The 18,440-nt window shown below is 69.8% G+C and carries 11 protein-coding genes and 2 pseudogenes; 10 read left to right on the top strand and 3 right to left on the bottom strand.

From position 1 onward, the window contains the following. The first annotated feature begins 34 nt into the window (after positions 1-34). From ABZ807_RS26280 to helR, 4 genes are all read left to right on the top strand, one after another. Positions 35-2,281 carry a penicillin acylase family protein gene (locus ABZ807_RS26280; protein WP_357163246.1) on the top strand — a complete coding sequence of 749 codons (2,247 nt, stop codon included), beginning with the start codon at positions 35-37 and terminating at the stop codon, positions 2,279-2,281. Positions 2,282-2,460: 179 nt separating this feature from the next. Next, positions 2,461-2,670, top strand: a complete 210-nt coding sequence (locus tag ABZ807_RS26275) for a hypothetical protein (protein ID WP_357163243.1) — start codon at positions 2,461-2,463, stop codon at positions 2,668-2,670. 545 nt (positions 2,671-3,215) lie between these two features. Beyond that, the gene (locus ABZ807_RS26270) at positions 3,216-3,617 is read left to right on the top strand and encodes a PPOX class F420-dependent oxidoreductase (RefSeq protein WP_357163240.1); all 402 of its coding nucleotides are present in this window, start codon (positions 3,216-3,218) and stop codon (positions 3,615-3,617) included. A 373-nt stretch (positions 3,618-3,990) separates the two neighbouring features. Then, complete coding sequence (gene helR, locus ABZ807_RS26265; RefSeq protein ID WP_357163238.1) at positions 3,991-6,252, top strand: RNA polymerase recycling motor ATPase HelR; 2,262 nt, start codon at positions 3,991-3,993, stop codon at positions 6,250-6,252. Positions 6,253-6,503: 251 nt separating this feature from the next. Here the strand turns inward: helR and ABZ807_RS26260 are convergent, their stop codons facing one another. Next, entirely contained in the window at positions 6,504-8,717 is a 2,214-nt protein-coding gene (locus tag ABZ807_RS26260; protein WP_357163235.1) for a helicase-associated domain-containing protein, read from the bottom strand. Between the two features lie 167 nt (positions 8,718-8,884). Here ABZ807_RS26260 and ABZ807_RS26255 point away from each other — a divergent pair, with 167 nt between their 5' ends. Continuing rightward, entirely contained in the window at positions 8,885-9,232 is a 348-nt protein-coding gene (locus ABZ807_RS26255) for a hypothetical protein (protein WP_357163232.1), read from the top strand. 226 nt (positions 9,233-9,458) lie between these two features. Here ABZ807_RS26255 and ABZ807_RS26250 read toward each other — a convergent pair. Then, a pseudogene (locus ABZ807_RS26250) lies at positions 9,459-9,723 on the bottom strand (DDE-type integrase/transposase/recombinase); the annotation flags it as partial. A gap of 10 nt (positions 9,724-9,733) precedes the next feature. On the opposite strand from ABZ807_RS26250, the pseudogene ABZ807_RS26245 reads away from it, so the two are divergent. After that, positions 9,734-9,949, top strand: a pseudogene (locus ABZ807_RS26245) (transposase); the annotation flags it as partial. 7 nt (positions 9,950-9,956) lie between these two features. On the opposite strand, the gene hemG reads toward ABZ807_RS26245, so the two are convergent. Continuing rightward, entirely contained in the window at positions 9,957-11,321 is a 1,365-nt protein-coding gene (gene hemG, locus ABZ807_RS26240) for a protoporphyrinogen oxidase (RefSeq protein ID WP_357163229.1), read from the bottom strand. A 394-nt stretch (positions 11,322-11,715) separates the two neighbouring features. On the opposite strand from hemG, the gene ABZ807_RS26235 reads away from it, so the two are divergent. From ABZ807_RS26235 to narI, 4 genes are read left to right on the top strand one after another with little or no spacing between them, the layout of a single operon-like run. Continuing rightward, on the top strand, positions 11,716-15,375 hold the full coding sequence (locus ABZ807_RS26235; protein WP_357163294.1) for a nitrate reductase subunit alpha: 3,660 nt from the start codon (positions 11,716-11,718) through the stop codon (positions 15,373-15,375). Continuing rightward, positions 15,375-16,994, top strand: a complete 1,620-nt coding sequence (gene narH / locus ABZ807_RS26230) for a nitrate reductase subunit beta (RefSeq protein WP_357163226.1) — start codon at positions 15,375-15,377, stop codon at positions 16,992-16,994. The genes ABZ807_RS26235 and narH overlap by 1 nt, the downstream gene beginning before the upstream one ends. Continuing rightward, a complete protein-coding gene (gene narJ / locus ABZ807_RS26225; RefSeq protein ID WP_357163223.1) occupies positions 16,991-17,662 on the top strand; it encodes a nitrate reductase molybdenum cofactor assembly chaperone in 672 nt (223 codons plus the stop codon). The genes narH and narJ overlap by 4 nt, the downstream gene beginning before the upstream one ends. Next, a complete protein-coding gene (gene narI, locus ABZ807_RS26220; RefSeq protein ID WP_357163220.1) occupies positions 17,659-18,435 on the top strand; it encodes a respiratory nitrate reductase subunit gamma in 777 nt (258 codons plus the stop codon). The genes narJ and narI overlap by 4 nt, the downstream gene beginning before the upstream one ends. The last annotated feature ends 5 nt before the right edge of the window (positions 18,436-18,440 follow it).

Below are 18,440 nucleotides of genomic sequence, written 5' to 3'. Positions count from 1 at the left end.
ATCCCTTGACTCTGGAGGAAAGGTGGACCAACTCATGAACCACACGCAGAATGAAGGGCTGAGCCGGCGCGACATCCTGGGCGGAGCAGCCGGACTGGCCGCTGGAGCCGCGGCCGTCGCGGCGGGGCTGCCATCCGGCGGCGCGTCCGCCGCTCCCGCGAAGAACGCGCCCGACCTCGCCCGCTGGCGTAGGCAGGCTGCGCACGTGACGATCACCCGCGATGACTGGGGCGTCCCGCACGTGGTGGGCAAGACCGACGCCGATGCGGTGTTCGGGATGATGTACTCCCAGGCCGAGGATGACTTCAACCGGATCGAACGCAACTATCTGGTGAGCCTTGGCCGTCTCGCCGAGGCCGAGGGCGAGAGTGCGATCTGGCAGGACCTGCGCCAGCGGTTGTTCGTCGACCCCGAGGTGCTGAAGGCGGACTATGCGAAGTGCCCGGCCTGGTTACGGGAGCTGATGCAGGCCTGGGCGGACGGGCTGAACTACTACCTCGCGACACACCCCGACGTGCATCCACGCGTGATCAATCGGTTCGAGCCGTGGATGCCGCTGAGCTTCTCCGAAGGGAGCATCGGCGGTGACATCGAGCGGGTGCCGCTCACCCAGCTCGAAGCCTTCTACAGCAAGCGTACGGTGGCGATGACCGATGAGGAACGCGGGCTGCTGTTCCGCGAGCCCAGGGGCTCGAACGGCATGGCGATCGCGCCGAGCCACACACGGGACGGCCATGCGCTGCTGCTGATCAACCCGCACACCAGCTTCTTCTTCCGCTCTGAGCAGCACGTGACGAGCGGCGAAGGGCTCAACGCCTATGGCGCCGCCACCTGGGGGCAGTTCTTCATCTACCAGGGCTTCAACGCCAACACGGGCTGGATGCACACGTCCAGCGGCGTCGACAACGTCGATGAGTTCGCCGAGACGATCGTGAGCGGGGCGGACGGCAGCAGCGCCTACCGGTACGGCAACGAGTTGCGGCCGGTGACGACGAAGACGATTACGTTGTCCTATCGCACGGCGCATGGCGGGCGGGCGCAGCGCAGCTTCACCACCTTCGCCACGCACCACGGCCCGATCGTGCGCGAGGCGGACGGCAAGTGGTTTGCGTTCGCGCTGATGAACAAGCCCGTCGAGGCGCTGCAACAGAGCTTCCTGCGCACCAAGACGCGGGATTATGCGGACTTCCTCCAGGTGGCGGGCCTCAAGGCCAACAGCTCGAACAACACGCTCTTCGCGGACTCGAAGGGCGAGATCGCCTTCCTGATGCCGCAGTTCATGCCGGTCCGAGACGATCGCTTCGACTATCTCAAGCCCGTCGACGGCAGCGATCCGGCGACCGACTGGCGCGGGCTGCACAGCCTCAAGAGCCTGCCACAGGCGGTGAATCCGAAGAATGGCTGGGCGTTCAACACGAACAACTGGCCCTGGACCGCAGCCGGCGCGGACAGCCCCAAGGCCGCGGATCATCCGCGCTACTTCGACCGGGCCGGCGAGAACCCGCGGGGGCCACAGGCAATCCGGGTGCTGACCGCGCGGAGCGACTTCACCCCGCAGACGCTGATCGCAGCCGCCTTCGATCCGTACCTCACCGCCTTCGCCCGGCTCGTGCCGGGACTTCTCGCGGCGTGGGACAAGCTGCCCGAGGGCGACCAGCAAAAGGCGAAGCTCGGCGGCCCGATCGGCCTGCTGCGCGACTGGGACTATCGCTGGGGCGCGCAATCAACCGCGACTTCGTTGGCCGTGTTCTGGGGCGAGGCGCTCTGGGCGCCCTTGGCCCAGGCGGCGAGAGATGCGGGCATGTCGATGTGGGATTACCTGGCCGAGCGCGCCACCGACGCGCAGCGGCTCGTCGCGCTCGATGCGGCGGCGGAGCGGCTGACGCAGGATTTCGGCAGCTGGCAAGTGCCCTGGGGCGAGATCAACCGCTTTCAGCGCAACGACGGCGCGATCGTCCAGACGTTCGACGACGCCAAGCCGAGCATCCCGGTGCCCTTCACCTCCGCGCAATGGGGCTCCCTCGCCTCATTCGGGGCGAGGCGCTGGCCGGGAACGAAGCGCTACTACGGCACCAGCGGCAACAGCTTCGTGGCGGTCGTGGAGTTTGGGCCGAGGCTGCGCGCCTGGGCGGTAACGGCGGGGGGCGCGAGCGGGCATCCCGATTCGCCGCACTTCAACGACCAGGCCGAACGCTACGCGAGCGGCAACCTCCGGCCCGTCTATTTCTATCCCGATGACCTCAAGGGCCATATCGAGCGGAGCTACAAGCCGGGCATGTGATCAGTCACCAAACGGGAGTTCCTCGGCGAGGCGCTCCTCGAAATTGGAGACAATGAGCGGCCCTGAGCATGGTGGAGGGTGCCGGTAACGAGGCAGCGGGACTCCGGTAGAACGGCTTGTCGACCAAGACCAGCCATCTACGGGGGAGTCCCGCTGCCGGAGCATCTGGCATCACACGGGTGATCACGGTGGCGAAGGGCGCCTTCGCGCCGGGTCATCTCGGTGAACTCACGCGGATCGTGCCGTTCGACGGCGATCTGCAACACCTGCTGGACATCCTCGCGCCGGATGTCGTCTTCCTGGGTGGCGGAGTCGTGCAGGCCGTGCTGACGCCCGTCGTGGGGCCGACAGGGTGGCCAGCGTGCTGGCCGCTGGGCTGGGCGGGCTAGCCACGGCGTCGCTGCAGCCAGCACAGATGCTGATCCGATTCAGTCCGTAGTGATCGTGACCAGCATCTACGGAGAGTGACTCGACACGGCGTCTTGGACGTCGGCGACATCAGCGACCGGGAACACGGGCTGCGCGAGTTCACCCCGACCGACCCAGACGGCAACCAGGTACGCGTCGGCAGCCCTATCCCGACGGGGATGAGGCGCCCCGCAGAACTGCTTTGGTGGTGTCGTCGCCGGCGTGCTCGGTGTCGTGCTTCTCGTTCCTCGGCTGCATCGGTAGGCCCATGGGAGATCCTCCTGGGCCGACGGTAGCCGTACGCGGCGCGTCGCCGGTTCGCGGGGAGGTTGTCCGTCCAGCGGACGATCAGGGGAGAGGAAAGTACCCACTCCTTGCCACCTTCAACGTATACCGCACCGGGGGGCTTGCGGCAAGACCCGGGTCGTGCCGCAGAATCGTCGGCCGAGGCCAGAATCTACGGAACTGGGAGGCGCGACGTGCGTGTGTTGTTGTCGACGATCGGGTCGCGCGGAGACGGGGCTTCATGCTGACAGGCGTGGTCTTCACCCAAGCAGAACTCGACTACCTGGCCACGCAGCGCATCGGGCGGCTGGCCACCGTCTCGCCTGACGGGCAGGTGCAGAACAACCCGACCAACTTCTTCGTCGATGCCGGCACTGGCGCGATCGTCATCGGCGGGCACGCGCTGGGCTCGTCGAAGAAGTTCCGGAACGTCCAACAGGGCAGCACGGTCGCGTTCGTCGTGGACGACCTGGCGACGGTCGATCCGTGGGCGCCCCGAGGCATCGAGATCCGGGGCACGGCGGTGGCGCTGACGGACCACGAGCCGCCCCTGCCGTACCTCTCTCGGGAGATCATCAGGATCACCCCTACCAAGATCGTCTCGTGGGGGCTGGACGGGCCGCGAGCGAGCCGTACGGTGTGAAATCTCGCTAGGACAGGGCCACACAGGCCTGAGCGGGTGGGGATGGCCGCGTAGCACACGCGGTGGAGCGGGCCTGCGGAGGCCGGCGCCATGCTGTCGTGCCTGGGCCGGTTGGCGACGTGCCGGTCGTGGTCATGCTGCCGTCGCCGCACCACCCGCCGCACCCGCTGCCGGGCCGGCCAGTCCCGCCGGACGTGACCGACAACCGGGTGCTGTGGGACCTGCCCGCCCAGAGCGTGAACGCGCTGTTCGGCGCCGGGAAGCGGCGGCGGCACCGCACTGAGTCGCGGGGCGCCTGGCCCGTCGGCCACGGGTCAGGGCGCCGCGCGGGGCGTACCCACCACCGCTACACGTGGGCTTCGGCAGCATTCGCATGCGCGCCTCGAAAGACCTCGCCCGGGTGGCCATCGAGGCGATCCGCGCGCAGGGCCGCCGCGCACTCGTCTCCAATTGCAAGCGACCTCAGATCGGAGCTGATGACGTGAACCCGCTGACTACCAGCGCGTTTGATCTTCCCGACCACCTCTCGCCCAAGGCCGACCCGAGACTGATCGCCCGCGACGAGCAGCACTTCGCGGCCATCGCGGAGAGCCTCGAACGGACGATCTCCGACCTGTCCGGCCGCCTCGATGCCGCGCGCAAGGCGGCTGGCGGCACCGGCCAGGCGGCGATGGACCGGGACCTGGAGGCCCACCGGCTGACCGCTCGCCTGCGCACCCTGCGTCGCTTCGGCCTGGACCTGTGCCTCGGCCACATCGTCAGCGCGGACAACCCCGAGCCCGTGTACATCGGACGGCTCGGCCTCACGGGCACCACGGGTCGTCGGCTGCTGCTCGACTGGCGCTCCCCTGCGGCTGAGCCGTTCTTCGGCGCTACCCACGCCAACCCGATGGGTCTGGCGAGCCGCCGCAGGTACCGCTGGACCCGTGGCCGGATCAGCGACTACTGGGACGAGGTGTTCACCTCGGACGGGTTTGAAGGGCACGCCGCGCTCGACGACCAGTCCGCCTTCATCGCCAGCCTGGGCAGCAACCGGTCGACGCGGATGCGAGACGTGCTCGGCACCATCCAGGCCGACCAGGACGCCATCATCCGGGCGGGATCCCGCGGCGCTCTCGTCGTCGACGGCGGTCCGGGTACTGGGAAGACCGTCGTCGCTCTGCACCGCACCGCTTACCTCCTCTACTCCGACCCTCGCCTCGGTCACCGCCGGGGCGGCGTGCTGTTCGTCGGTCCGCACCAGCCCTACCTGGCGTACGTCGCCGACGTCCTACCCAGCCTCGGCGAGGAGGGCGTGCAGACCTGCACCCTGCGGGATCTCGTCGCCGAGGGAGCTTCGGCGACCATCGAGGCAGACCCGGACGTGGCCCGCCTGAAGTCGTCCGCCGGCCTGGTGAAGGCGATCGAGGCGGCCGTCAGGTTCTACGAGGAGGCGCCCACCAAGGGGATGACGGTCACGACCCACGAGTCCGACATTCGGCTGAGCGCCGACGACTGGGCTGACGCGTTCCAGGCAGCGGGACCAGGTACCCCGCACAACGAGGCGCGTGACCAGATCTGGGAGGAGCTGCTCACGATCCTGATGGACAAGTACGACGGCGACGAACCGGATGACCTGCTGCGCCGATCGCTGCTGCGGAACAGGGAGCTGCTCACGGCGTTCAACCGCGCGTGGCCGCTGCTCGAAGCGGCCGACCTCGTCGGAGACCTGTGGTCGGTGCCCGCGTACCTGCGTAAGTGCGCTCCCTGGCTCAGCACTGACGACGTCCGGCGACTGCAACGCAGAGACGCCCAGGCCTGGACGGTGTCCGACCTGCCGCTCCTGGACGCGGCACGGCAACGGCTCGGCGACCCCGAGGCGTCACGGCGTCAGCGTCGACACAGCGCCGCTGTCGCCGCCGAACGCGAGCGGATGACCAGGGTCGTGGACGACCTGATCGAGGCCGTCGACGACGAATACGGTGTAGGCCTGGTGACGATGCTTCGTGGCGAGGACTTCCAGGACGCCCTGGTCGACGAGACCGCACTGCCCGGCACCGAACCGGATCGGCTCGCCGGCCCGTTCGCGCACATCGTCGTGGACGAGGCTCAGGAACTGACCGACGCAGAGTGGCAGATGTTGTTGCTCCGCTGCCCGTCCCGGAGCTTCACCATCGTCGGGGACCGCGCCCAGGCCAGGCACGGGTTCACGGAGTCGTGGCAGGAACGGCTCGAGCGGATCGGGCTCGAGCGGATCAACCTGGCCTCCCTGAGCATCAACTACCGGACGCCGGAAGAGGTCATGACGGAAGCCGAGCCGGTCATCCGGGCCGTGCTCCCGGACGCCAACGTGCCGACCTCCATCCGCAGCAGCGACGTCCCCGTCGTACACGGATCTGCTTCTGATCTGGACTCGATCCTCGACGCCTGGCTCGCCGCGCACGCCGACGGGATCGCCTGCGTCATCGGCGATCCCACATTCCGGGCGACGTCCCGCGTCCGGTCGCTGGCCCCGGAGCTGTCGAAGGGGCTCGAGTTCGACCTGGTCGTCCTCATCGACCCAGAGGCGTTCGGCGAGGGCATCGAAGGAGCGGTCGACCGCTATGTCGCGATGACCCGAGCGACCCAGCAACTTGTCATCCTCACGAGCTCCTGACGGGCAGACGCCGCTGGGCTGTAGCTGGTGTGGACCGAGGTGTCGGTTCGGTACTGGAGGCGCTTGAGCCGGACGCGGCCGTCCGGCTGGAGGTGATCGACGCTGCGGACGGCGAGGCTGTCGATGCCGCGGTTGAGGTGTGACCACACCTGTTCTTTGGGTTGAGGTCGGGGGACGTGGCCGGCAGTTGGATCACGTGCAGCCAGTCCCGCGTGCTGCCCCTTGCCGGGCTGGTGGGGTTCGCGATGAATTCACCGCCTCGAAGTGCGTCGGGCAGCGGCGTCGCGTAGCAGGCGGCTGGCGAGGTCTGCGGGCTCGCTGGTGGACAGCGGACCGGGCTGTGTCGGGACCAGGTAACTGGTGAGTGGGTGGGATTCGTCGGCGTCCTCGAACAGCTCCGCGAGCAGCTCGTCCAGCGCACCCGGGCCATGTGGTCCAGGAAGCAGCAGGGGTGCCGTGACCACATCGGAGGCAGCTGGTGGCGGTACGGCTCGCTGCCGGGTGGGGCGTTCCACCGCCACTGTGCCGTCGGTGTTTTCTCCGACGGGTGCGTAGCCGGCGTTGCGGAGCGCGGTCAGGGTTTCCGCGATGGGGGCGGTGCTGGCCAGCACGGTCGGTGCGAGCAGCGTCAGGCCCAGTGTGCTCAGTGCGCGGGCGTGCAGGATCTCCTTCAGGAGCACCGGGTCGTCGCTGCGCAGGCAGCAGGCTACCGGCCTGACCCGGATCGCGCCGTGCCGCCGTGCCGTGTCGCTGATGAGGTATGCGAGTGGCTGTGGTACCCGGGCGCCGGCGGCTCGGTCCCGTAGGGCGGTGAGTAGCTCGGCCTCGGTGCTGCCCGCGTCCAGCGCTCGGCGTACCGAGGCTGGGGTGAAGCGCCACGTCGACGCGCCACCGCGGGCTTTCCGGTCGGCTGCCGCGTCCAGCAGCATCGTGAGGGTCCGCGACGGGGTTCCCACGACCACGGCGGTCAGGTCGGCCTGCAGCAGGACGGTCTCTTCCGCCGGCGGTAGCAGCCGATCCAGCACGGTCGCCAGCTGCTCAGGCTGGTCCGCGGCGAGCGCCCGGCCGAGGTCAGTGACTGCTCCGTGCGCGACCGCTCCCAGCAGTTGGGCCTCCCGCCACACGCCGTTGACCAGGCCGGTGTCATCGTCGAGGTTGTCCAGAAGCATCGGGTTGCGCCACCGGGCCAACGAGACGAGGGCCTCCATGTCGGCGGCGCCAGCTCCGGCCGGCAGCCCCGCGGCCATCCTGAGCACCGCGGCCCGCAGCAGGGGCAACGCCGCGCCGTCCGCCGTGTGGACCAGGGCGGGCACCGGCTGCCCCGCACCGGCCGGTTGGTGCAGGGGAGCGCCCTCGCTGGACAGCCAGCCCGCCAGCAGCTCGGTCAGCTGCTCCGCCGGCTGCTGATCGCCCCAGGTGTCGTACTCCTCGGTCGGTAGCAGGCCCGTCTCGGTCGGTGCCAGCAGTCCGGTGGTCATCGCAAGCTCCAGCCACAGCCGGACGTGGTCGGCGCTGTCGCCGATGGCCTTGGCGAGCCGGCGCAGCTCGCGTACGCCAACCCCGCCGGTCTTGAGGGGTGCGACGGGTGTCCGGCCGCACTCCTCCAGCAGGTTCACCATCCGGGCGAGCGCGGTCGCCGCGGACGAGGCGGATTCCCGCTCGACGGACTCCCCGTCGACCGGCCTGGTCGGTGCGGACGGCGGCGCGGGGTCGAACGGGAGCTGGTAGTCGGGTCCGCGCAGCGCCAGCGCGACCTCGCAGGGCATCTGCAGGGGTGCGCCCCAGTGGGCGGCGACGTGGATCAGTCCGTGCTCCACCGCCCACTGGGCCGGCCCTGTCCGGCGGCCGTAGCGGTAGGTCGGCTCGTCGAGGTAGGGGCCCTCCCAGGCGAGTTGGTGGAGTAGCTCCTGGGTGTCCGCGGGTGCTGTGGTGCTGATCTTCCGGACGTTCGCACCGTCGGCCAGCCAGGCGGACAGGTTCCGTACCGTGACGGCTTTCTGCGTGCCCGCGGGTACCCCGAGCGTCCGGGCGAGCCGGCGCAGGTCATCGGCGCGTTGCTCGGTGAGCAGCGCGGACAGCGGCGCCCCGAGACCCAGTGGGCACGGCCAGACGTGCCCCAGCGGTACGGTGCGCAGGCGGTCACCGTCCGGCCAGGCGACGGCGACGTCACCCAGCCGGACGAGCGCCGCGTCCAGGTCGGCGTTGTCGGTGGCCACGCCGAGGGCCGCCGCCAGCTCTGCACGGTTGCATCCATCGCCCAGCGCCGCCAACGCCTCGGCGACCTGCAGCTCCGGTCGGCTCAGTCCGAGCAGCGCGACGCCGATCAGAGGCGCAGCGTTCAGCCGCTCGGCCAACTCGGTCATCGTCGCGGGCTCCGGCGGCAGCAGCGCCTCCGGTCGTGCGGCGATCAGCTCACTGAGCTGCTCAGGCGTCAGAGCTGTCAGGTGGGTGATGAGACTCCGCATGCTCCCGGCTCCGTCTCCGTCGGCTCGATGAAGCGACGCTACATACCCTCAGTGACACCTGAGCCGCACCACTGCCCGACTCACCGCATTCGCCTGATAGATCCCGTAAGTCTCCATAGACTTGCTCAGAGACGAACTGCCGCCGGGCCGCGGAAGGGGATTGTGTCATGACCGACGACCAGGTCACCCGCAACCTGAGGGGCATGGATGAGCTCGACTTCAAGGGTTGGAACTCGGCGGACTGGAACGGAGTGTTCGCCCACCACCACACTGATGACGTGCTCGTGGACATGAAAGGGCAACCGCAGACTCACGGCATCCAGGAGCACATCGACGCCATGGAGGCGTTCGCCGAGAGCACCGGTGGCAGCCCGGTCCAGATCAAGTCGCACCCCATCGGTTTCGGGTCGGGAGAGTGGACCTGCGTGGTGGGCGAGTTGGAAGACGGCAGCCGGATGGTGACGGTAGCGAAATGGCGCGACGGCGCCATCGCTGAGGAGTACATCTGGATGTAGCCACCCGGCTCCGGCTGCGCTCAGACGTTGAAGCAGAGGTCTGTGCTCAGACGTTGAAGCGGAACTCTACGACGTCGCCGTCCTGCATGACGTACTCCTTGCCCTCGATCCAGGGCGCGCAGCTCGTCGAAGGGCTCGGCGTTGCCCAGCTCGGCCTCGTCGACGTTGAACAGAATCGATGCATTGTGCGATCGGCGGACGTGTCAAACCGGTGTCGAATCCGTGGTCAGATCGCTTGGGCGAGTTCGGTGAACGAAGCGGCGACCCGCAGAGCGGGCGGGGCGTCGACGGCGAGTTCGTAGTGTCCGCGGCGCATTTCTGTATAAAGGCGTGCCCGGCAATGACCACTTGCGCTGTCTTGTCGGTTCGCAGCCCGCGCATCGGTAATGACCTGCCCGTACTGGTCGATCGCCCGGTACACGTACCGCCATAACCCCGTTGACCTTGACGTACGTCTCGTCAACGAACCACCTGTCGCCTGGTGAGTGGCGGCTGCCACGTCGGGCGGACGCGTTGTTCGAGCTCACCGACGCGCTGCTGTGCTCGGGTGGGCCGGTGACCAGCCTGGTCGACCTGTCGTTGGCCGTCGAGCACCGCTGTGGTCACGGCGCCCTGGATGACGCCTTGGGCGCCGGCGGAATCGATGTCGCCCGGCTGCGGGTGGCCCTCGCAGGGCTGGCGCTGCCCCGCGCCGCCGACGGCCGGATCATGCTCGCCGCTGCACTCATGGATTTTCCAGGTACCTGCACACGTCAGCTGCGGCTGCCTCGCCGCTAGCGATGCAGGCCGGAATGCCGACGCCGTCGTACGCCGCACCCGCGAGGGCGAGACCGGGTGGCAGGCCGGCCCGAGCGGACGCGATCCGTCCGAGATGCCTGACGGCGTACTGCGGGAGCGCGCCGTTCCATCGCTGCACCCAGGACGCGATCGGTGGCGGAAGACTCTCACCGAGGAGGGCCCCCAGCTCGGCATGCGCCTGGGCGGCCAGGGCGCGGTCATGGCGCTGCAGCCGCTCCTCCTCGCCGCTCTGGCCGAGCGAGGCCCGAATGATCGTCGGCCCACCAGCAGGGCCCAGGTGGGTCCACTTACGAGTGAAGAACGTCGCCGCCTTGACAAGGGTGCCCTGGGCCGCCGGGACCAGGAAACCGGACAGCTCCGGCAGTTGGGTGTCGTACGGCAGCGCCATCGCGACCAGCGCGACGCTCGCATACGTGAGATCACCGACCGCAGCCGCTCCGGAGTCGTACCGGGCGCTCTCCAGCAATCGCGACGCGGACTTGGCAGGCACGGCCAGCACCACGGCGTCCACGTCGTCGACCTGTGGGGCCGCCGCCGGGCCGAGCGTGACGCGCCATCCATGCGCCGTACGCGCCAGTTCTCGCACCGGCAGCCCGAGGTTGATCCGGGCGCCGCTCGCCGCCGTGGCCGCCCCGACGAGCCGGCTCAGCCCGCCCTCGACGGTCGCGAACACCGGTCGCCCGGGCACCCGCACGGTGCCGGCCTGGGCGGCCCGGACGGCTCTGGCCAGGGTATGTTCAGTGCGCGCCGCCGCGGCCAGAGCCGGCATGGCCGCCTCGAGCGAGAGCTGGTCGGCGCGGCCCGCGTATACGCCGCCCAGCAGCGGGTCGACCTGTCGCTCCACGATGTCGTCGCCGTATCGGGCGCGGACCAACGCGCCCACCGTGACGTCCTCGTCCGCGTCGAGCAACGGGACGCCGGTATCGCGGTCATCGCCATCGGACTGCCGCGGAATGCCCATCAGCGTGCCGGATGGGATGGTCTCGAGGCGCCCGCCGATGGCGAGGGCGGCCTGACCCGCCGATGGGTGCACAAGCTGGTCACCCAGCCCCAGCCGCCGGGCGAACCGTACCGCCGCGGACTCCGCACCGTCGGGCGCGCCGACCAGGAACGACTCGGCACCGCGCTCCACGGTGACGCCGGCCAGCTCACCGGTGCGCACCTTGCCGCCGAGCACGTCACTCTGCTCGTACACCACAATCTCAGTGTCCTGCGGCGCCCGGTCGCGGATTCGCACCGCGGCGGCCAGCCCGGAGATCCCGCCACCGATAACCGCAACCCGCTTTCGCATGCCGTCAACAGTGTCAGACGGCTCGGTCCACGGCGCGTCCGGGCTTATCCCCTGCGAACGCAGCCAGGCACCGCGCGTCACTGATCGCGCCACTGGTCTCGACGAGTTTTGAGTTCGCGGCGAGTCCTCTGCGCTGACAGCCGTCGTTGTCTCCTTACCCCTGATTGATGCTAAACACGTGTCTTAGGCAGCTTCTCCTGCTTCTTCCAAATATGGACTTTGGTCCCCCTGGTTCGGGACCCGGTCCTCCCGACCGGAGGTTTTTGATCGCGGAGGCTTGTCGTAGTGGCCCGCATCCGCGTGTCACAGACGGCGTGAGTCGTCGTTCCGGGTCACCGAAGGAGCAACCGCCGTGTCAACGCAGCGCCTGCCAGACGCCTCCCGCATCCCGGCGATGGACGAGGTGCCCGGTGCGGCGCCGCTGCTGGCCGCTCGCCGCTTCCTGACCCGGGAGACGGTAGGTGATCACGGCCGGACCCTGCATCAGGTCGACGGGAACGATTGGGACCGTTTCTACCGTGACCGGTGGCGCTACGACCGGGTGGTGCGCTCCACCCATGGCGTCAACTGCACGGGCTCGTGCTCGTGGAACGTTTTCGTCAAGGACGGCCTGATCACCTGGGAGCACCAGGCCACCGACTACCCGACCACTGGACCCGACTCGCCGGACTACGAGCCGCGCGGCTGTCCCCGGGGCGCGTCCTTCTCCTGGTACGAGTATTCGCCCTCGCGGGTGCGCCACCCCTACGTCCGCGGGGTGCTGGCAGAGATGTTCCGCGACGGGCTGCAGCGCCTGGGCGATCCGGTGGCCGCCTGGGCCGACATCGTGGAGCACCCGCTCAAGGCGCGCGCGTACAAGACCCAGCGGGGGCGGGGCGGTTTCGTGCGCGCCAGCTGGGACGAGGTGATCACGATGGTCGCCGCCGCGCACGTCTACACCACCAAGACGTACGGGCCGGACCGGGTCGTGGGCTTCTCACCGATCCCGGCGATGTCGATGGCGTCATTCGCCGCCGGTACTCGTTACCACGCGCTGCTCGGCGGGACGTTGCTGAGCTTCTACGACTGGTACGCAGACCTGCCGATCGCCTCGCCGCAGATCTGGGGTGACCAGACCGACGTGCCCGAGGCCGGAGACTGGTGGAACGCCACGTACCTGATGATGTGGGGTTCCAACATTCCGGTGACCCGCACCCCGGACGCGCACTTCCTGGCGGAGGCGCGCTACAAGGGCACCAAGGTGGTCGCGGTCAGCCCGGACTACGCCGACAACGTCAAGTTCGCCGACGACTGGCTGGCACCGCACCCGGGCACCGACGGCGCGCTGGCTATGGCCATGGGCCACGTCGTGCTCACCGAGTTCTTCCGGGACCGCACGGTGCCCTACTTCGTCGACTACGTGCGCCGGTACACCGATCTGCCCTTCCTGGTGACCCTCCGCGAGACCGCCGGCGGAGCGTGGGCCGCGGACCGGTTCCTGACCGCGTCCGACCTGGGCGAGGCCGACGGCACACACAAGACCGTGCTGGTCGACGAGCGCACCGGAGAGCTGGTCGTCCCGAACGGGTCGCTCGGCTTCCGGTACGGCGAGGCCGGGGAGGGTCGCTGGAACCTCGACCTCGGCGACGTGGTCCCGGCGCTGGGCCTGCTCGACGTCAGCGACGAAGCGGTGGAGATCGACCTGGCCCGCTTCGACGTCGGCGACACCGAGGGCGGGACCACCATGCGCCGCGGCGTGCCGGTCAGGCGCGTCGGCGAGCACCTGGTCACCTCGGTCTACGACCTGGTCATGGCCCAGTACGGGGTACGTCGCGGTGACCTGCCGGGCGAGTGGCCCACCGGGTACGACGACGCGGACGCGCCGAACACGCCGGCCTGGCAGGAACGCATCACCGGCGTTCCGGCCGTGCTGGCCGCTCGGATCGGCCGGGAGTTCGCCCGAAACGCCGAGCGCAGCCGGGGTCGCTCGATGATCGTCCTGGGAGCCGGGGCGAACCAGTGGTTCCACTCCGACATGACCTACCGGGCGTTCATCTCGCTGGTCACCCTGACCGGCTGCCAGGGTGTCAACGGGGGCGGCTGGGCGCACTACGTCGGGCAGGAGAAGGCCCGGCCGATCACCGGCCAGCAGCACATGTCGTTCGCGTTCGACTGGCACCGACCGACGCGGCACCAGGCCAGCACCCCGTACTGGTACCTGCACACCGACCAGTGGCGGTACGAGCCGGTCCCGGCCGACGAACTCTCCTCACCGCTGGGCACCGGCCGGTTCGCCGGCATGGCCTTCGCCGACACCGTCGCGGCCGCCCAGCGAATGGGCTGGAGCCCCGGCCACCCGGCGTTCAACCGCAACCCCCTCGATCTGACCGACGAGGCGGCGGCGGCCGGGGTGACCGTGCAGCAGCACATCGTCGCCGAGCTGAAAGCCGGCCGGCTGCGGGCCGTGGCCGAAGACCCGGACGACCCGGCGAACTTCCCGCGCTGCCTGACCCTGTGGCGGGCCAACCTGCTGGGCTCGTCCGGGAAGGGCAACGAGTACTTCATGCGGCACCTGCTCGGTGTGGAATCGTCGGCCAGTGCGTCCGAGTGCGAACCGGACCACCGCCCGCGCGACGTGGCCTGGCGCGAGGAGGCGTCGACGGGCAAGCTCGATCTGCTCACCGCGATCGACTTCCGGATGACCAACACGGGCCTGCATGCCGACGTGGTCCTGCCCGCCGCCACCTGGTACGAGAAGCACGACATCTCCACCACGGACATGCACCCGTTCGTGCACGCGTTCAGCCCGGCAGTCGACCCGCCCGCCGACGTGCACACCGACTACGACACCTTCCTCGCCCTGGCCGACAAGGTCAGCGAGCTGGCCGTGACCCACCTGGGGGTGCGCCGCGACGTGCTGGCCGCGCCGCTGCAGCACGACACCCCCGACGAGCTGGCCATGCCGAGCGGCCGGGTGCGGGACTGGAAGGCGGGCGAGTGCGAGCCGGTGCCCGGCGCCACCATGCCGAAGCTCATCGAGGTCGAGCGGGACTACACGCAGCTCGGCGCGAAGATGCGCGCCGTCGGCCCGCTGCTCGACACGCTCGGCACCACCACCAAGGCGCTCACCGTCGATGTCACCGCCGAGCTGGAGTACCTGCGGCACCAGAACGGGGTCGTCACCGACGGGCCCTTCGCCGGCCGGCCGTCGCTGGCCACCGCCGACCGCATGTGCGAGGCGATCCTGGCGCTCTCCGGCACCACCAACGGTCGGGTGGCGGCGGCCGGCTTCGACGCCCTGGAGAAGCGGACCGGCCAGCCGTTCGCCGACCTGATCGCCGGGCACGAGCACGACCGGATCACGTACCCGGACACCCAGCGGGCGCCGCAGCCGGTCTTCACCAGCCCGGAATGGTCGGGCTCGGAGAAGGGCGGCCGTCGCTACTCGCCGTTCACCCTCAACGTGGAACGGCTCAAGCCCTGGCACACGATCACCGGCCGGCAGCACTTCTTCGTCGAACACGACTGGATGGCCGAGCTGGGCGAGCAGCTGCCGGCCTTCCGGCCGCCGCTGAACATGGCGCGGCACTTCGGCAAGCCGGGCGAGCTGGTCGACGGCGGGGTCACCGTACGCTTCCTGACCCCGCACGCGAAGTGGTCGATCCACTCGATGTACCACGACAACGAGCTGATGTTGGCACTGTCCCGGGGTGGGCCGGTGATCTGGATGAGCGTGGCGGACGCCGCCAAGATCGGCGTACGGGACAACGACTGGATCGAGGCGCACAACCGCAACGGCGTCGTGGTGGCCCGGGCCGTGGTCAGCCACCGGATGCCCGAGGGCACGGTGTTCCAGTACCACTCGCCGGAGCGCACGGTCAACGTGCCCAAGGCGGAGAAGAGCGGCCGGCGGGGCGGCTACCACAACTCGATGACCCGGCTGCTGGTCAAGCCCACCCACCTGGCGGGCGGGCACGCCCAGCTCACCTACGCCTTCAACTACTACGGCCCTATCGGCAGCCAGCGCGACGAGATCACCGTGATCCGCCGTCGCGTGCAGGAGGTGGAGTACTGATGAGAATCCGTGCCCAGGTCGCCATGGTGATGAACCTGGACAAGTGCATCGGGTGCCACACCTGCTCCGTCACCTGCAAACAGACCTGGACGAACCGCGAAGGCACCGAGTACGTCTGGTTCAACAACGTCGAGACCAAGCCGGGCATCGGCTACCCGAAGCACTACGAGGACCAGGACCGCTGGCACGGCGGCTGGCAGCTCGACGACAAGGGCCGGCTGAAGTTGCGCTCCGGCGGCCGGCTCAAGCGGCTCAGCCGCCTGTTCGCCAACCCGGACCTGCCCTCCATCGACGACTACTACGAGCCGGCCACCTTCGACAAGGACATCCTGGTCAACGCGCCCGCCGGGCTGAAGGACACCCCGGTCAAGCGCCCGCACTCGGCGCTGACCGGTGAGCCGATGGCGGTCACCTGGGGCGCCAACTGGGAGGACAGCCTCGGCGGAGCGCACGAACACGCCGGCGGCGACCCGAACATCGCCCGCATGCCGAGCGAGGCGGCCGCGAAGGTCAAGTTCGAGTTCGAGAAGACCTTCATGTTCCACCTGCCGCGCATCTGCGAGCACTGCCTCAACCCGGCGTGCGTGTCGGCCTGCCCCTCGGGCGCGATGTACAAGCGCGAGGAGGACGGCATCGTGCTGGTCGACCAGGACCGCTGCCGGGGCTGGCGGATGTGCGTGTCGGCCTGCCCGTACAAGAAGGTGTACGTCAACCACGCCACCGGCAAGGCGGAGAAGTGCACCTTCTGCTTCCCGCGTATCGAGGCGGGACAGCCGACCATCTGCTCGGAGACCTGCGTGGGCCGGCTGCGTTACCTGGGCATCGTCCTGTACGACGAGGACGCCGTGCTCGCCGCCGCCTCGGTGGCCGACGAGCGCGACCTGCTCGACGCGCAGCGCGCCGTGTTCCTCGACCCGGCCGACCCCGCCGTTCGGCAGGCCGCCCGGGAGGCCGGGATGCCGCAGGACTGGCTGGACGCCGCGCAACGGTCCCCGGTGTGGCGGTTGATCAGCGAGTACAAGGTGGCGCTGCCGCTGCACCCGGAGTACCGGACGCTGCCCATGGTCTGGTACGTCCCACCGTTGTCGCCGGTGCTGGACGCCGTGGGGCAGGCCGGCCGGGACGACACCGACGCCGACGACATTTTCCACACCATCCGCGACCTGCGCATCCCGGTGGAGTACCTGGCCGAGCTGTTCACGGCCGGCGACGTCGAGGCGGTCGCCGGCGTCCTGATGAAGCTCGCCGCCATGCGCTCCTACATGCGGGCCCGCACCCTGGACGGCACGGTCGCGACCGACCTGCTGGACGGCATCGGCATGACCGCCGACCAGGTGGAGGCCATGTACCGGCTGCTGGCCGTCGCCAAGTACGACGAGCGCTACGTCATCCCCGTCGCCCACACCAAGGACGCCGCCGCCCTCGAGGCCCAGGCCGCCGCCCACCCCGACTGCGCGCTCGACTGCGCGGGCGGCCCGGGCATGACCACGGAAGCCACCGTGCAGAGCTTCCACCTGGTCGACGGCGAGGAGGTACGGCCCGGCCGGCCCGGAGTCTTCTCCCGGCGCGCCGACGGCCGCCGCGGCCTCACCATCAACCCGCTGCGAGGCCACTCATGACCGCCGCGACCGACCGGTCCCGCATCTTCGAGCTGGTCTCGCTGCTGCTCACGTACCCCGATGAGGAACTGCTGGGCGCGGGCGCCGAGCTGCGCGCGGCGGCCGACCGGATCGGCGACGAGACGGTCCGCGAGCAGGTCGAGGAGTTCCTCGACTGGCTGCTCGGCGCCACCCCGATCGAGGCGCAGCGACACTACGTGCAGACCTTCGACCTGCGCCGGCGCTCCGGTCTGTACCTCACCTACTACCTGCACGGCGACACCCGCAAGCGGGGGATGGCGCTGCTGGTGCTCAAGCAGCGGTACCGGGCACACGGCCTGCGCCTCGCCGACGGCGAGCTGCCCGACCTGCTGCCGGTGGTGCTCGAGTTCGCCGCCACGGTGGGTCCCGGCGACGGGGAGGCGCCGCTGCGCCAGCACCGCACGGGCATCGAGCTGCTCCGCGCCGCGCTGGCCGAGTCCGGTACGCCGTACCGGTTCCTGCTGGACGCCGTCTGCGCGGTGCTGCCCGAGCTCACCGACGCCGACCTGGCCGCCGTCACGGCACTCGCCGTCGACGGGCCGCCGCTGGAGACGGTCGGCCTGGAGTCCCTCGGCCACGGCCCGGACCTGGACGGCGCCGCGCTCACCCCCTACCCCGCCTGCTCTCCATCGGAGGCCTCGCGATGACCACGCTCGTCTGGATCGTCCTGCCGTACCTGTGTCTCGCGGTCTTCGTCGCCGGCCACGTATGGCGCTGGCGTCACGACCAGTTCGGCTGGACCACCCACACCAGTCAGCTGCTGGAGAGCCGGCTGCTGCGGCTCGGCTCGCCGCTGTTCCACCTGGGCGCCTTCGGCGTCATCGGCGGGCACGCCATGGGTCTGGTCGTGCCCGCGTCGCTGACGGAGAAGATCGGAGTCAGCGAGCACGTCTACCACCTCACCGCGGTGTGGGGCGGCACGCTGACCGGCGTGATGCTGGTGACCGGGCTGGCGCTGCTGATTGCGCGGCGCTTCGTCAACGGTCGGGTCCGCCGGGCCACCACCACCATGGACAAGGTGCTCTACGCCGCGCTGGCCGCCATGGCGGCGCTCGGCATGACCGCCACGGTCGGCACGAACCTGCTCGGCGGCGGATACGACTACCGGGAGACGATCGCCGTCTGGTTCCGTGGGATCTTCTGGCTCCAGCCGAACCCCGAGCTGATGACCGGGGCGCCCCTGGTCTACCAGCTGCACGCGATCGGTGGCTTCCTGTTCCTGGCGCTGTGGCCGTTCACCCGGCTGGTACACGTCTGGTCGGCGCCGCTGGCGTACCTGTGGCGGCCGTACGTGGTCTACCGCGCCCGGCGGGGCGCGGTGCCCGCGGCGCAGCCCGCCCCGGCCGCGGTGCGCGACGGTGCCCACCTGCCGATCTCGAGCGGCCGGCCTGATTCCCGAGCCGGGCGTCGTACCGTGTGAGGGTT

The organism is Micromonospora sp. NPDC047548 (assembly GCF_040642975.1).
Lineage (GTDB): Bacteria > Actinomycetota > Actinomycetes > Mycobacteriales > Micromonosporaceae > Micromonospora.
The sequence above is the reverse complement of the archived record's forward strand: the minus strand, read 5'-3'. Positions and strand labels throughout refer to the sequence as shown.